The organism is Nitrogeniibacter mangrovi, assembly GCF_010983895.1.
Classification (GTDB): Bacteria; Pseudomonadota; Gammaproteobacteria; order Burkholderiales; family Rhodocyclaceae; genus Nitrogeniibacter; species Nitrogeniibacter mangrovi.
This window is the reverse complement of record NZ_CP048836.1, coordinates 2,403,608-2,415,777: the sequence shown is the minus strand read 5'-3', so window position 1 is coordinate 2,415,777 and position 12,170 is coordinate 2,403,608. Positions and strand designations below refer to the sequence as shown.

13 protein-coding genes are annotated in these 12,170 nt (G+C 66.0%); 2 read left to right on the top strand and 11 right to left on the bottom strand.

Annotation, left to right across the window (positions count from 1 at the left end):
* Window positions 1-72: 72 nt before the first annotated feature.
* The 3 genes from G3580_RS11135 to G3580_RS11125 form a co-directional block, all read right to left on the bottom strand.
* Window positions 73-1,488 carry an HlyD family type I secretion periplasmic adaptor subunit gene (locus G3580_RS11135; RefSeq protein ID WP_173765511.1) on the bottom strand — a complete coding sequence of 472 codons (1,416 nt, stop codon included), beginning with the start codon at window positions 1,486-1,488 and terminating at the stop codon, window positions 73-75.
* Between the two features lie 280 nt (window positions 1,489-1,768).
* On the bottom strand, window positions 1,769-2,218 hold the full coding sequence (locus G3580_RS11130; protein ID WP_173765509.1) for an REP-associated tyrosine transposase: 450 nt from the start codon (window positions 2,216-2,218) through the stop codon (window positions 1,769-1,771).
* A 120-nt stretch (window positions 2,219-2,338) separates the two neighbouring features.
* Window positions 2,339-4,477 carry a type I secretion system permease/ATPase gene (locus G3580_RS11125; RefSeq protein WP_228720640.1) on the bottom strand — a complete coding sequence of 713 codons (2,139 nt, stop codon included), beginning with the start codon at window positions 4,475-4,477 and terminating at the stop codon, window positions 2,339-2,341.
* Window positions 4,478-5,008: 531 nt separating this feature from the next.
* Between G3580_RS11125 and G3580_RS11120 the strand changes: the two genes are divergently transcribed.
* Together G3580_RS11120 and G3580_RS11115 are read left to right on the top strand one after the other, a co-directional pair.
* On the top strand, window positions 5,009-5,329 hold the full coding sequence (locus G3580_RS11120) for a c-type cytochrome (RefSeq protein WP_173765507.1): 321 nt from the start codon (window positions 5,009-5,011) through the stop codon (window positions 5,327-5,329).
* A complete protein-coding gene (locus G3580_RS11115; RefSeq protein WP_173765505.1) occupies window positions 5,326-5,646 on the top strand; it encodes a c-type cytochrome in 321 nt (106 codons plus the stop codon). The genes G3580_RS11120 and G3580_RS11115 overlap by 4 nt, the downstream gene beginning before the upstream one ends.
* A 119-nt stretch (window positions 5,647-5,765) precedes the next feature.
* On the opposite strand, the gene G3580_RS11110 is transcribed toward G3580_RS11115, so the two are convergent.
* From G3580_RS11110 to rsxA, 8 genes are all read right to left on the bottom strand, one after another.
* On the bottom strand, window positions 5,766-6,197 hold the full coding sequence (locus tag G3580_RS11110) for a DUF1841 family protein (RefSeq protein ID WP_173765503.1): 432 nt from the start codon (window positions 6,195-6,197) through the stop codon (window positions 5,766-5,768).
* Between the two features lie 4 nt (window positions 6,198-6,201).
* Complete coding sequence (nth, locus tag G3580_RS11105) at window positions 6,202-6,861, bottom strand: endonuclease III (RefSeq protein WP_173768775.1); 660 nt, start codon at window positions 6,859-6,861, stop codon at window positions 6,202-6,204.
* Window positions 6,862-6,875: 14 nt separating this feature from the next.
* Complete coding sequence (locus tag G3580_RS11100; RefSeq protein ID WP_173765501.1) at window positions 6,876-7,562, bottom strand: electron transport complex subunit E; 687 nt, start codon at window positions 7,560-7,562, stop codon at window positions 6,876-6,878.
* On the bottom strand, window positions 7,559-8,251 hold the full coding sequence (rsxG, locus tag G3580_RS11095; protein WP_173765500.1) for an electron transport complex subunit RsxG: 693 nt from the start codon (window positions 8,249-8,251) through the stop codon (window positions 7,559-7,561). The genes G3580_RS11100 and rsxG overlap by 4 nt, the downstream gene beginning before the upstream one ends.
* Window positions 8,252-8,264: 13 nt before the next feature.
* Window positions 8,265-9,254, bottom strand: a complete 990-nt coding sequence (locus G3580_RS11090; RefSeq protein ID WP_173765498.1) for an RnfABCDGE type electron transport complex subunit D — start codon at window positions 9,252-9,254, stop codon at window positions 8,265-8,267.
* Window positions 9,254-10,951 (bottom strand): electron transport complex subunit RsxC, encoded by a 1,698-nt coding sequence (rsxC, locus tag G3580_RS11085; RefSeq protein ID WP_173765496.1) that lies wholly within the window; start codon window positions 10,949-10,951, stop codon window positions 9,254-9,256. Before rsxC ends, G3580_RS11090 begins: the two co-directional genes overlap by 1 nt.
* On the bottom strand, window positions 10,948-11,499 hold the full coding sequence (gene rsxB / locus G3580_RS11080; protein ID WP_173765494.1) for an electron transport complex subunit RsxB: 552 nt from the start codon (window positions 11,497-11,499) through the stop codon (window positions 10,948-10,950). Before rsxB ends, rsxC begins: the two co-directional genes overlap by 4 nt.
* Window positions 11,500-11,560: 61 nt before the next feature.
* Window positions 11,561-12,145, bottom strand: a complete 585-nt coding sequence (gene rsxA, locus G3580_RS11075; RefSeq protein WP_173765492.1) for an electron transport complex subunit RsxA — start codon at window positions 12,143-12,145, stop codon at window positions 11,561-11,563.
* Window positions 12,146-12,170: the final 25 nt, after the last annotated feature.

Below are 12,170 nucleotides of genomic sequence, written 5' to 3'. Positions count from 1 at the left end.
CGATGTTTGATGAAACTACCAATAGTGAAGTTGCTGCCAGTGATTTCCGCTTGATCGGTTGCTACCGTTTTTCTATCGCTCACCCAGACTTTCGTCGATTGTCGTGAGCACCGGACTCAAGAAATACTCGATGGCGCGACGACTCCCGGTTTTGATCTCGGCGGTAATCGCCATGCCCGGGGTGAGGTTGACGGTGCGTTCGTCCACCTTCAGCGTGGCGCGTTCGAGTTTGAGACGCACCGGGAAGACCAGGCCGCGCTGTTCGTTGTCCACGGCGTCGTTGGAGACGAAGGTGACTTCGGCTGGAATGGTGCCGTAGCGGGTGAAGGGGAAGGTTTCGATCTTCACTTCGGCGATCTGGCCGGATTTGACAAAGCCCACGTCCTTGTTTTCCAGGATCGCTTCGACTTCGGCCGAATAGTCTGTGGGGACGATCACCATGAGCGGCTGCGCTTCGGTGACCACGCCGCCTTCGGTGTGGATGGCCAGTTGCTGCACGGTGCCGTCCACCGGCGCGGTGAGGTGCATGAGGCGGTTCCGGTTTTCGGTTTTTTCGACCTCGGCGGCGAGGCTGCCGGCCTGCTGCTGTGCTTCGGTCAGCTCCGAGGTGACGTTGCGCAGGAATTCCGCCTGCCAGGCGTCCCTGGCGCCTTGGGCTTCGGCGATGGCCTGTTTGAGTTCCGTGGCCTTGGCGCGTTGATAGGCCAGATCGCGTTCGGTTTCGATGCGCGCCTGTTCTTGCTCGAGATAGCCGTGGCGGGAGACAAAGGCCTTTTCCATGAGGTCTTTGTAGTCGTGCTCGCGTTGCTGGACGATGGGTAGGGTGGCTTCGAGTTTGGCGACGAGTTGTTCGGTGGCGCGCTGCTCGGCACGGGCGCGCTGGTATTCGGCGTTCAGGGCGCGCTGGCGGGTGAGGTATTCGGTGTGCTGGCGATCGAGCAGGCGGGCTTCGGCGCTTCGGCGATCGGGAGGTACTCCTTCGAGCGGCGGGAGCCTGGGTGTGGTGTCGGTTTCCAGTGCGTCGAGCAGAGCCTGGCTGCGGGCCGCGCGCAGGCGGGCAGCAATCCAGGCTTCCCTGGCCTGGGTGTCGGCGGCGCCGGTGTCGGTGGCGTCGAGCTCCACCAGCAGGTCGCCCGCTTTGACCTGCTGGCCGTCGGTGACATGGATGGCGCGCACGACGGCCGTGTCCAGCGGCTGGATGATCTGAGCGCGGGTGCTGGGGATGATCTTGCCGGTGGCGACGGCCACGGTGTCGATGCGGCCGAAGATGGACCACACCAAGGCCAGGCTGAAGGCCGCGATCAGGGGCCACAGGATGACGCGGGGCAGCGGGCTGGGCGGGGTGTCCTGCAGTTCCAGCGCGGCGGGGAGGAATTCGCGCTCGAGCGCGCCGCGCGGGTGTGGGGTCATGTCTTTACGGACCTTCCACGCGGCGGCGAAGACGCGGCGGTATCTGCCGAGGAGGTCGAGGGCGGCTTGGGCGATCATGGGGTGGTGGTGTCGGTTTGGTGGGATCGATGGCGGGATGAATCCCGCCATACGGGGGCGTCCGCCGGGCGCGTGGTCGCACGTTGTAGGGCGGGTTTTAACCGGCCATCGGTGTGTGAGGTCGTTTGGCGGGTTGAAACCCGCCCTACGGGGTGAGATCCGACGGTGGTCATCCCTAGGGGCGGATTCATCCGATCGTCGGCGTGCGGGCGGTGGTGGCGGGATGAAACCCGCCCTACGGGGCGAGGCCGCACGGTGGTCATCCGGCCGACCGTTTCGATCAAATCCATGCCGCATCCCAATGGGGGTAATCGCCGATTCGTTCGACCAAGCCTGCGCGCAGGGGGTTGGCGACGATGTAACGGGCGGTGGATTTGAGGTCTTCGTCTTCGCGAATGGTGTGGTCGTGGTAGGCGCGTTGCCACAAGGTGCCGGATCGTTTGAGATGGCGGTTGATGCGTCTTGCGCTACGGCCTTTGAACCGGTGGACGATTCGTGCGAGCGAGACGGTTTCACCGAGCGTCAGCAGCCAGTGCAGGTGATCGGGCATGAGGGCCCAGGCGATTGTTTTGCCGCGTTGGGCGTCGTCGGATTGACGCAGTGTGTCGATCGCCAGGCGGGCGCACGTCATGTCGGTAAATATGGGTTTTCGACCGGCCGTGGCGATGGTGATGTGGTAGGCGTGGCCGGGCAGCGAGGCGCGGCCGCGGCGCAGGGCGTCGTAAGTCATCGGGTGGGCGCTTCCGAGAGGGTTTGGCGGGATGAATCCCGCCCTACGGGGCGCGCGCCGGTTGTGCGTAGGGCCGGATTCATCCGGCCAGCGGTGTCGTAGGCTGGCGCTTTCATCTTTTCACCCCTGCTGCAGTGCGTAGAGCTTGGCGTAGGTGCCGTTGGGGCGTTCTTTCAGCTCGCCATGGTGGCCTTCCTCGATGAGTTCGCCCTTGTCGAGCACGAGGATGCGGTCGGCGTCCTTCACGGCCGAGAGACGGTGGGCGATGACGATCACGGTGCGGCCCTGACAGATGTCGCGCATGTTGTTCTGGATGATGTGTTCGGATTCGTAGTCGAGCGCGCTGGTGGCCTCGTCGAAGATGAGGATGCGCGGATTGGTAAGCAGGGCGCGGGCGATGGCGATGCGTTGGCGCTGGCCGCCGGAGAGCGTGGCGCCGTGTTCGCCTACCGGGGTGTCGTAGGCCTCGGGCAACTGCATGATGAAGTCGTGGGCGCCGGCGAGTTTGGCGGCGGCGACGATCTGCTCGATCGGGGCGCCGGGGTCAGTGAGGGCGATGTTGTCGCGAATGGATCGGGCGAACAGGACGTTTTCCTGTAGTACAACGCCGATCTGGCGGCGCAGCCAGACGGGGTCGGCCAGTGCGAGGTCGACCCCGTCGACCAGCACGCGACCGCGTTCCGGTACGTAGAGGCGCTGGATGAGTTTGGTGAGCGTGCTCTTGCCGGAGCCGGAGCGACCCACGATGCCGATGACTTCCCCCGCGTTCAGGGTGAAGTCGATGCCGCGCAGCACTTCGGAACCGTCAGGGCGGTAGCGGAAGCGCACGCCTTCGAACTCGATCTTGCCCTGCATGGGTGGCAACGCCGCCCGGCTGGTGGGGATTTCGGTGCGGGTGTTGAGGATGTCGCCCAGGCGTGCCATGGAGATGCCGGTCTGCTGGAACTCCTGCCACATGTTGGCCAGGCGCATGATGGGCTGGGCGATACGGCCGGCCAGCATGTTGAAGGCGACCAGCCCGCCCACGGTGAGCACGCCGTCGATGACCTGATAGGCCCCCAGCCAGAGAATGCCGACCGTGACCAGCTTGTTGACGACGCCGACGGCTTCTGAGGCCCAGGCACCGAGGCGCGTGACCCGAAAGCTGGAGGCCACGTAGCCGGCCAACTGGTTGTCCCAATGGCGGTTGAACTGCGGTTCGACCGCCATGGCCTTGAGGGTGTGGATGCCACTGACGGATTCGACCAGGAAGGCCTGGTTGTCGGCACCCCGACTGAATTTTTCGTTCAGGCGCTTGCGCAGGATCGGCGTGACCGAAAGCGACAGCAGCGCGTAGAGCGGGATGGAGGCCAGCACGATCCAGGTGAGCGTCATTGAATACCAGGCCATGACCGCCAGAAAGACCACGGAGAAGAGCAGGTCCATGACCAGCGTGAGCGCCGAGCCGGTGATGAACTGCCGGATGTGTTCCAGCTCGCGCACGCGCGCGACGGAATCGCCGACGCGACGCGCTTCGAAGTAGGCCAGTGGCAGGGCCAGCAGATGTTTGAACAGGCGGGCGCCGAGTTCGACGTCGATGCGGCTGGCGGTGTGGGCGAACAGATAGGTGCGCAGCCCGGAGAGCAGCGATTCGAACACGCTGACGGCGACCAGGCCGATTCCGATCACGGTGAGGGTGGAGTAGCCCTTGTGGACCAGCACCTTGTCCATAACCACCTGAAAGAACAACGGAGTGACCAGGGCGAAGAGCTGAATGAAAAAGGCCGCCACCAATACTTCGGTGAGCAGCTTGCGGTACTTGACGATGGCCGGGACGAACCACGAGAAGTCGAAGCGGGCAAGCTCCGCCGCCAGGGAGGCGCGGGAGGTGATCAGGATGAGCTCGCCGGACCAGCGTGCCTGGAAATCGTCGACCGGAAGAATCTGCGGGCGCGCTTGGGCGGGGTCGTGGATGAGGACGCGTTGTATGTGACCTGGGGCGTCGTGGTTCGCGGTTTCCACCCGGGCGAGAATGAAGAAGCTGCCGTCCCGGGCGACGGCGATGGCGGGCAATGGCGTGTCGCTGAGCTTGTCGAGCGGAATCGCCCCCTTCTTCGCCTTGAGGCCGGTGCTGCGGGCGGCTCGGAGCAGGGTGGCGGCATCGGTCGCCGTACCCGAAGCGGCGAATTGGTGTGAAAGCTGGGCGGGATCCACGGCGACCGCATGGACGCGCGCGATCATGGCAAGGCATGCCATGCCGGTGTCGATTTTTTCGGACACGCTGACCTCTATGTTGTTGTTTGCGCGTCGATCATCTGACGCGTCGTTAGATGGCGACGGTATCGTGTGCGGGATTCAAAATCAATATGGCATATGTCAAAACCATAATTTCGGTTGTGTCTGGCATGGGATGAGTCCGAATGTTGGCAAGCGAAAAGAGCGGCAACGTGGCCGGCCTGCGGCGTCTCGTTGTCCGGGCGCCCGCTATTGCAGTGCGGTGTCCAGGTGTGTCGGGGCGCCGATGGTGTCGTGTCCCGTGTCCGCTGATCCGGGAGGTGTCGAGCGGGTGGCGCCGTGTTTGCGGGTAGGGCGGGCTTCAGCCCGCCATGGTCGGCTGGAGCCGGCCCCGCCTGGCATCGGGCCTGGACTCTTTCATCCTTCGATGCGCGCAGATATTAGAAGTCACTGATTTTCAATCGGAATTGTGCGTTGCAGCGAAGCGATAATCGTTTGCAACATCCCGCTGTGTGCCCGTAGAATCGACCGGCCGTTTCCGAATCCCCACCCCCCCAACCCGACAGAGGAGTCTCCATGAAGGGACAACGGTTTATCGTCGCTGCCATGTTGTTGGCAGCATCCGCAACAGCATGGGCGGTCGAAGGCAATGCCGAGGCTGCAAAACAAAAAAATTCCATGTGTGTGGGCTGTCATGGCATTCCGGGATATCACACCGCGTTCCCGTCCGTCTATCAAGTGCCCAAGCTCGGTGGCCAGCATCCGGAATACATCATCGCTGCGCTGAAGGAATACAAGAATGGCGACCGCAGCCACCCGTCGATGCGGGCGATCGCGGCGAGCCTGAGCGAGCAGGACATGGCGGATCTGGCGGCTTACTACGGGAGTGCGAAATGATGCGGAAATGGATTGTCGCGCTGGCCATGGTGATGAGCTGTGCGCCGGCCCTGGCCGGTGGTGATGCGGCGGCAGGCAAGGAAAAGTCGACGGTGTGTGCGGCCTGTCATGGTGCCGATGGCGTGAGCCCGGTGCCGAACTTTCCCAAGCTGGCCGGGCAGCACCCCGACTACATCGTGCGCGCGCTCAAGGATTACAAGTCCGGTGATCGCAAGAATCCGATCATGGCCGGGCAGGTGACCAACCTGAGCGAGCAGGACATGGAAGATCTGGCGGCGTACTTCTCGTCGCAGAAGGGCTTGTACACCAAGCACTGACGAAGATCACGGCAGCATGCTGCCGTGGATGGCTGACGGCATTCGGGGGCGGAGCGATTCGCCCCCGTTTCACGTCCGTGGCCCGTGCCGGACGGGACCCGGCTGGAGGCCGGTCAGCCCTACGCGAGTCCGGCGCGTTTCCTCACCGCCTGCACATAGGCGGCGCCGTCGGGCGGCTGGCGATCGCGCTGGGCGCGCCAGATGGTCTCGCCCAGGCATTCGAGCACTTCGTGCAGAGCGTCGTGGCGGTTGCCCAGGCGCAGTTGCAGCTGGGCGAAGGCGGCCTTCAGACCGGGCGGCTGGTCGATGGACAGTTGCTCCTCGACCGCCAGGTGCAGCGACAGGTGCAGGAAAGGGTTGATCTGGCCGTCGTCCGGCGAAAAATCCCGATCGATCGCGTCCGGGTCCTCCAGGAACGGGTGGTATTCCGGATGCAGCTCGGCGATGCCGACGAACAGGGACTCCATGGGCGTCAGCACGCTGCCGTCGCGGTGTTTTTGCCAGGCGTCGAGGAAGAACTGGCGCGCCTGGTCGCGAGAGGGGTCGAACATCGATTCAGCCTTCGAAGGCGGCGTCGGCGGGGACGTCGGTCTTGTCACGGAAGTTGCACAGGTCGCGCACCAGGCAGTCGCCGCAGCGCGGTTTGCGCGCGGTGCACACGTAGCGGCCATGCAGGATCAGCCAGTGGTGGGCGTCGAGGAGGTAGTCCTTGGGGATTCGCTTGAGCAGGCGCTGCTCGACCTCGTCCACGTTCTTGCCGGCCGCCAGGCCGGTGCGGTTGGCGACCCGGAAGATGTGGGTGTCGACCGCCATGGCGGGTTGGCGAAAGATGGTGTTGAGCACCACGTTGGCGGTCTTGCGCCCCACGCCGGGCAGGGCGACCAGGGCGTCGCGGGTGTCGGGCACCTCGCCGCCATGGCGTTCGAGCAGCAGGCGCGAGAGGGCGGCGACGTTCCTGGCCTTGTTGCGGAACAGGCCGATGGTCTTGATGTGTTCGGCGATGCCTTCCTCGCCCAGGGTGATCATGGCCTCCGGGGTCGGGGCGGCGGCGAACAGACCGCGCGTGGCGAGGTTTACGCTCTTGTCGGTGGCTTGGGCGGACAGGACCACCGCTACCAGCAACTGGAACGGGGTCGCGTACGCCAGCTCGGTCTTGGGCGCCGGGTTGGCCTGGGCAAAGCGTTCGAACATCTGCGCGATGGCCGCGCGGCTCATCGGGCGGGCCATGCTCAGGCTTCGGCGACGGCGTCGGCGTTCATCTGCGGCGCGGCCTTGTGGCGGCGTTCGCTGGCGCGGGTGTTGATGGCGTTGTAGGTGGCGATGAGGCAGCCGAGCGCAAAGAACGCACCCGGCGGCAGCACGGCGATGAGGAAGCCGGGATAGCCTTCGCCGAGCACCTTGAAGGAACTGGCGTCGGGGAAGATCAGGTCGATGCCGCCGAACACCGTGCCGCTGCCGATCAGTTCGCGCAGCGCGCCGAGCACCGCGAGCACCCAGACCAGACCGATGCCCTGGGCGAGCCCGTCGAAGGTGGAGGCGAGCGGGTTGTTCTTGGCGGCGAAGGCCTCGATGCGTGCCAGCACGATGCAGTTGGTCACGATCAGCGGAATGAAGATGCCCAGCACCAGATACAGGCCGTGCAGGTAGGCATTGAAGAGCAGATCCACCACGGTCACCAGTGAGGCGATGACGAGGATGAAGACCGGAATCCGGATCTCGTAGGGAATGAAGTTGCGCAGCGTGGCCACGCCGAAGTTGGCCATCGCCATGACGAGCACGGTGGCCAGACCGAGGCTGACCGCGTTGACCATGGTAGTGCTCACCGCCAGGATCGGACACAGGCCGAGCAGCTGCACCAGCCCGGGGTTCTGTTTCCACAGGCCGTTGATCCATTGTTCGCGATTGAATTCGATCATCGGGCATCTCCTTGCGCGTGGCCGGCCGCGAAGGTGGCGCCGGCCGGCGCGGCGAACAGGGCTTTCTCGTTGTCGATCGTCCAGGCCAGCGCGCGGGCGACCGCGGCGGTGACGGCGCGCGGGCTCACCGTGGCGCCGGTATGGAAGTCGAAGGCACCGCCGTCCTTCTTCACCGCCCAGGCGTCCTTGGGGATACGGGCGAAGGAGGCGTTCTCGAACTGGTCGATCCAGGGGTGTGCCTTGTCGTGGTCTTTCTTGCGGTCGACGTAGTCGCCCAGCCCCGGGGTTTCCTTGTGGTCGGTCACGCGCACGCCGGAAAGGCTGCCGTCGGTGCGCACCGCGAGGATCAGCCCGATGGCGCCGCCGTAGCCGTTGGGCGCGCTGGCCTCGACCAGCAGCGCGACCGGTTCGCCGCCCTTGCGTGCACGATAGACCATACCGCCGTCAGGCAGCCCGAGCGCATCGGTGGCCGGCACATGCAACGCATCGTCGAGCAGGGCGTTGTCGTAGGCGTCGGGTGGCAGGATCTCGGCGATGAGCTTGTGCTTGGTCTCGGCGATGGCTGCCGCGATGTCCGGCTTGGTGAGGCTGTAGGTAAAGGCCATGGCGGCGGTGAACAGGGCCGCGAACAGGGTCAGGATGGCCCCGGTTCGGGCGGCGGTTCGGCCGGCGGTGTATTCGGTACTCATCCGTGCAAGCTCCTCACTGACCCTTGTGACCGAAGACCGGCGGCTGGGTTTTCATGTCGATCAGGGGGACGCACACGTTCATGAGCAGCACGGCGAAGGCGATACCGTCCGGATAGGCGCCGAAGTTGCGGATCAGGTAGGCGAGCACGGCGACGCCGGTGGCGAAGATCAGCTTGCCGCGCGGCGTGGTGGCGCCGGAGACCGGATCGGTGACGATGAAGAACGCCGCCAGCAGGGTGCCGCCGCTGGCCAGATGGAACAGGGGCGAAGCGAAGCGCGCCGGATCGTACCCCCAGAACAGGGCCGCGATGATGGCCATGGCGACGAGGAAGGCGGTGGGCAGGTGCCAGGTGATGACCCGGCGCCAGAGCATGAACAGGCCGCCGAGCACGTAGCCGATGCCGATCCATTCCCAGCCGCGGCCGCCGAACAGGCCGAAGGCCTCGCCGGTGCGCACGCTGTGGACGGTGGCGCTGCCGCGCAGGCCGGTGCGCAGGGCGTCGAGCGGCGTGGCGCCGGTGACCGCGTCGAGGCTGCCGCCGAAGATCAGGTGCAGGTGGGTGCCCAGGTCGGTCCACCCGGCCGGCGGCCACTGCGACATGGCCGACGGATAGGCCACGATCATCAGGCAGAACGCGGCCATGGCCGGGTTGAAGGGGTTCTGGCCGAGGCCGCCATAGAGGTGCTTGACCGCGATGATGGCCAGCAGGGTGGCGAGGACGAGGATCCACGCCGGGATGATGGTGGGGAAGGTCAGGGCGATGAGCCAGCCGGTGACGACGGCGGACAGGTCGGTCACATAGATCGCCACCGGCTTGCCGCGCAGCCATAGCACGAAGGCCTCGCCGGCGACCGCGGCGATGGAGGCGATCAGCAGGTTCGCGACGATGCCGGGCCCGAACTGCCACACGTACAGCGCCACGGCGGGCAGCAGGGCCACCAACACGGTGAGCATCACCTGCTGCACGCTGGCGGGCTTGCGGACGAAGGGGGAGGAGAGCATCAGTTCTGTTCCGGTGCTTCTTTCGGGGTGTCAGGGGCCGCCTCGGCGTCGGTGGCGCCATTGCGACGCGCTTCGGCCGCGTCCACCTGGGCGGCCTGGGCCGGCGACAGGTTGTCGGTGTTCTTCGCCTGGACCTGGGCCTTCTGCTGCTTGGCGCGTTCCAGGGCGGCGGCGATCAGCGCGGCCTTGGCGTCGTCGGCGGCGGGTTTGGCCTCGCCGTCACCGCCCTTGTCGCCGCTGCCTGCCTGGGCGCTTTCGGCCAGTTTGGCCTTGGTGGCGGCGGCCTTGGCGGCGAGCCGCTCGGCCTTCTCGCGCTTTTCGCGCTCCTGGCGCTCGTTGCGGAATTCGAAGCGGTCGCGCGCCGCGTCGGCGGCGGCCTTGTCGCGCTCGCGCGCCCAGATCTCGCTCTTGGAGAAGCGGTAGTAGTCCACCAGACGGATGTGCGAGGGGCACACATAGGCGCAGCAGCCGCACTCGATGCAGTCGAACAGGTGGTATTCCTGCGCCTTGCCGAAGTTCTTGGCGCGGGAGAACCAGTACAGTTCGAAGGGTTGCAGGTCGGCCGGACAGGCGCGGGCGCAGGCGCCGCAGCGGATGCAGTTCATCTCCGGCGGCGGCGGCGGAAACAGGGCGGGCGAACAGGCGATCACGCAGTTGCTGCCCTTGGCCAGCGGCACGTCCCCTTGGGGCATCTCGAACCCCATCATGGGGCCGCCCAGGAGGATGCGGTCGGTGTCCTCGCGCGGGCCGGCCTGCTCGAGCAGGTCGGCGATCGGGGTGCCGATCAGCGCCTCCACGTTGCCGGCCTCGGCGACGTTGCCGGTGAGGGTGACGACGCGTGAGATGAGCGGTTCGCCATGGACGATGGCGCGATGCACCGCATGGGCGGTGCCGACGTTGAAGCACTGGACGCCGAAGTCGCCGCCGAGCTTGCCGTGCGGAATTTCGATGCCGGTGAGCACGCGGATGAGCTGTTTTTCGCCGCCGGCCGGGTAGATGGCGGGGATGGCGGTGATCCGGATGTCGGCATCCAGCGCGCCTGCCGCCTGTTCCATGGCGGCGATGGCCTCGGGCTTGTTGTCCTCGATGCCGACGACGATGCGCTGCGCGCCGACCAGCGACTTGAGCAGTACGGCGCCGGCAAGGATGCTGTCGGCGCGTTCGCGCATGAGCCGGTCGTCGCAGGTGATCCACGGTTCGCACTCGGCGCCGTTGAGTACCAGGGTGTCGATGCCGGTGCCGCGACCCACCTTGATGTGGCTGGGGAAGGTGGCGCCGCCGAGGCCGACGACGCCGCAGTCGCGCAGCCAGGCGAGCTGTTCCTCGCGCGGCGCGCCGCTCAGGTCGCCCGGGCGCGGCTCGATCCAGCGGTCTTCGCCGTCCGGCTCGATGATCACGCAGCGGGTGCCCAGGCCCGAGGCATGGGCCATGGTGTGCAGCTCGATGCCGATGACGGTGCCCGAGGTGGGGGCATGCACGGCGGTGCTCAGCGCATCGTCGGGCTCGCCGATGCGCTCGCCCTTGAGCACCTTCTGGCCCGGTTCGACGATGCAGCGGGCCGTGGTGCGGGCACTCTGGCGCAGTGGCACCAGCAGGCGCGCGGGCAGCGGCGCGGTGCGGATCGGGGTGTCGGCCGACTCGTTCTTGTGGGTCTCCGGCTTGACGCCGCCGTTGAATCGGAACAGCCCGGCGATCATGCCACCTCCTTGAGCTCGATGACCGGGTAACGCCATTTCCAGTTCTTCACCGTTTGCGGCAGCGGTTCCATGGTGATGCAGTCCACCGGGCAGGGGGCAACGCACAGCTCGCAGCCGGTGCATTCCTTCTCGACCACGGTGTGCATCTGCTTGGCGGCGCCGACGATGGCGTCCACCGGGCAGGCCTGGATGCACAGGGTGCAGCCGATGCAGGTGTTCTCGTCGATGACGGCCACCGACTTGGGCTTCTCGACACCGTGTTCCTCGTCGAGCGGCTTGAACTCGCGGCCGAGCAGGTCGGCGAGGTGGCGGATGCCTTCCTCGCCGCCCGGCGGGCACTGGTTGATGTCGGCCTCGCCGTTGGCGATGGCTTCGGCATAGGGCCGGCAGCCGGGAAAGCCGCACTGGCCGCATTGGGTCTGGGGCAGGATGGCGTCGATCTGGTCCACCAGCGGGTCGCCCTGGACCTTGAAGTGGATGGACGCATAGCCGAGCGCCGCGCCGAGGACGATGGCGATGCCGCCCATGACGAGGATGGCGGTCAGCATGACAATTCCCTGGGGGGTTGCGGTCGGTCGGGCACGGTGGGGAGATCTGCCTGCATGGGCCTCAGTGGTAGCGGTCCAGACCAGCGAAGCCCATGAACGCGAGGCTCATGAGACCGGCCGTGATCATGGCGATGGCGGTGCCCTTGAAGGGGGCAGGGACGTCGGCGCCGTCGAGGCGCTCGCGGATGCCGGCGAACAGGATCAGCGCGAGCGAGAAGCCGACCGAGCTGCCGAAACCGAACAGCAGCGATTCGAGCAGGTCGTGGCGCAAGCCGACGTTGAGCAGCGGGACGCCGAGCACCGCGCAGTTGGTGGTGATCAGCGGCAGGTAGATGCCGAGCACCTGGTGCAGCAGCGGGCTGGTCTTGTGGATCACCAGCTCGGTGAGCTGGACGATGGCGGCGATGACCACGATGAAGGACAGCGTGCGCAGATAGACCAGGTCGTAAGGCACGAGCAGGTAGTGGTCGATCAGGAAGCTGGTGGCGCACCCGAGGGTGAGCACGAAGGTGGTCGCCGCGCCCATGCCGATGGCCGTCTCCAGCTTCTTGGAGACGCCCATGAACGGGCACAGGCCGAGAATGCGGACCAACACCACGTTGTTGACCAGCACGGCACCGAGAATGACGAAAAGGTAGCTGCTCATATCCGGCCAGATTTGTCCAAGTCGG

Excerpts from the sequence above, each read along its gene's own strand:
- rsxC (WP_173765496.1), bottom strand. The coding sequence starts at position 10,951 with ATGATCGCCGGGCTGTTCCGATTCAACGGCGGCGTCAAGCCGGAGACC.
- rsxA (WP_173765492.1), bottom strand. The coding sequence starts at position 12,145 with ATGAGCAGCTACCTTTTCGTCATTCTCGGTGCCGTGCTGGTCAACAAC.
- nth (WP_173768775.1), bottom strand. The coding sequence starts at position 6,861 with ATGAGCCGCGCGGCCATCGCGCAGATGTTCGAACGCTTTGCCCAGGCC.
- G3580_RS11100 (WP_173765501.1), bottom strand. The coding sequence starts at position 7,562 with ATGATCGAATTCAATCGCGAACAATGGATCAACGGCCTGTGGAAACAG.
- G3580_RS11120 (WP_173765507.1), top strand. The coding sequence starts at position 5,009 with ATGAAGGGACAACGGTTTATCGTCGCTGCCATGTTGTTGGCAGCATCC.
- G3580_RS11135 (WP_173765511.1), bottom strand. The coding sequence starts at position 1,488 with ATGATCGCCCAAGCCGCCCTCGACCTCCTCGGCAGATACCGCCGCGTC.
- G3580_RS11130 (WP_173765509.1), bottom strand. The coding sequence starts at position 2,218 with ATGACTTACGACGCCCTGCGCCGCGGCCGCGCCTCGCTGCCCGGCCAC.
- G3580_RS11110 (WP_173765503.1), bottom strand. The coding sequence starts at position 6,197 with ATGTTCGACCCCTCTCGCGACCAGGCGCGCCAGTTCTTCCTCGACGCC.
- G3580_RS11115 (WP_173765505.1), top strand. The coding sequence starts at position 5,326 with ATGATGCGGAAATGGATTGTCGCGCTGGCCATGGTGATGAGCTGTGCG.
- rsxB (WP_173765494.1), bottom strand. The coding sequence starts at position 11,499 with ATGCTGACCGCCATCCTCGTCATGGGCGGCATCGCCATCGTCCTCGGC.
- G3580_RS11090 (WP_173765498.1), bottom strand. The coding sequence starts at position 9,254 with ATGCTCTCCTCCCCCTTCGTCCGCAAGCCCGCCAGCGTGCAGCAGGTG.
- rsxG (WP_173765500.1), bottom strand. The coding sequence starts at position 8,251 with ATGAGTACCGAATACACCGCCGGCCGAACCGCCGCCCGAACCGGGGCC.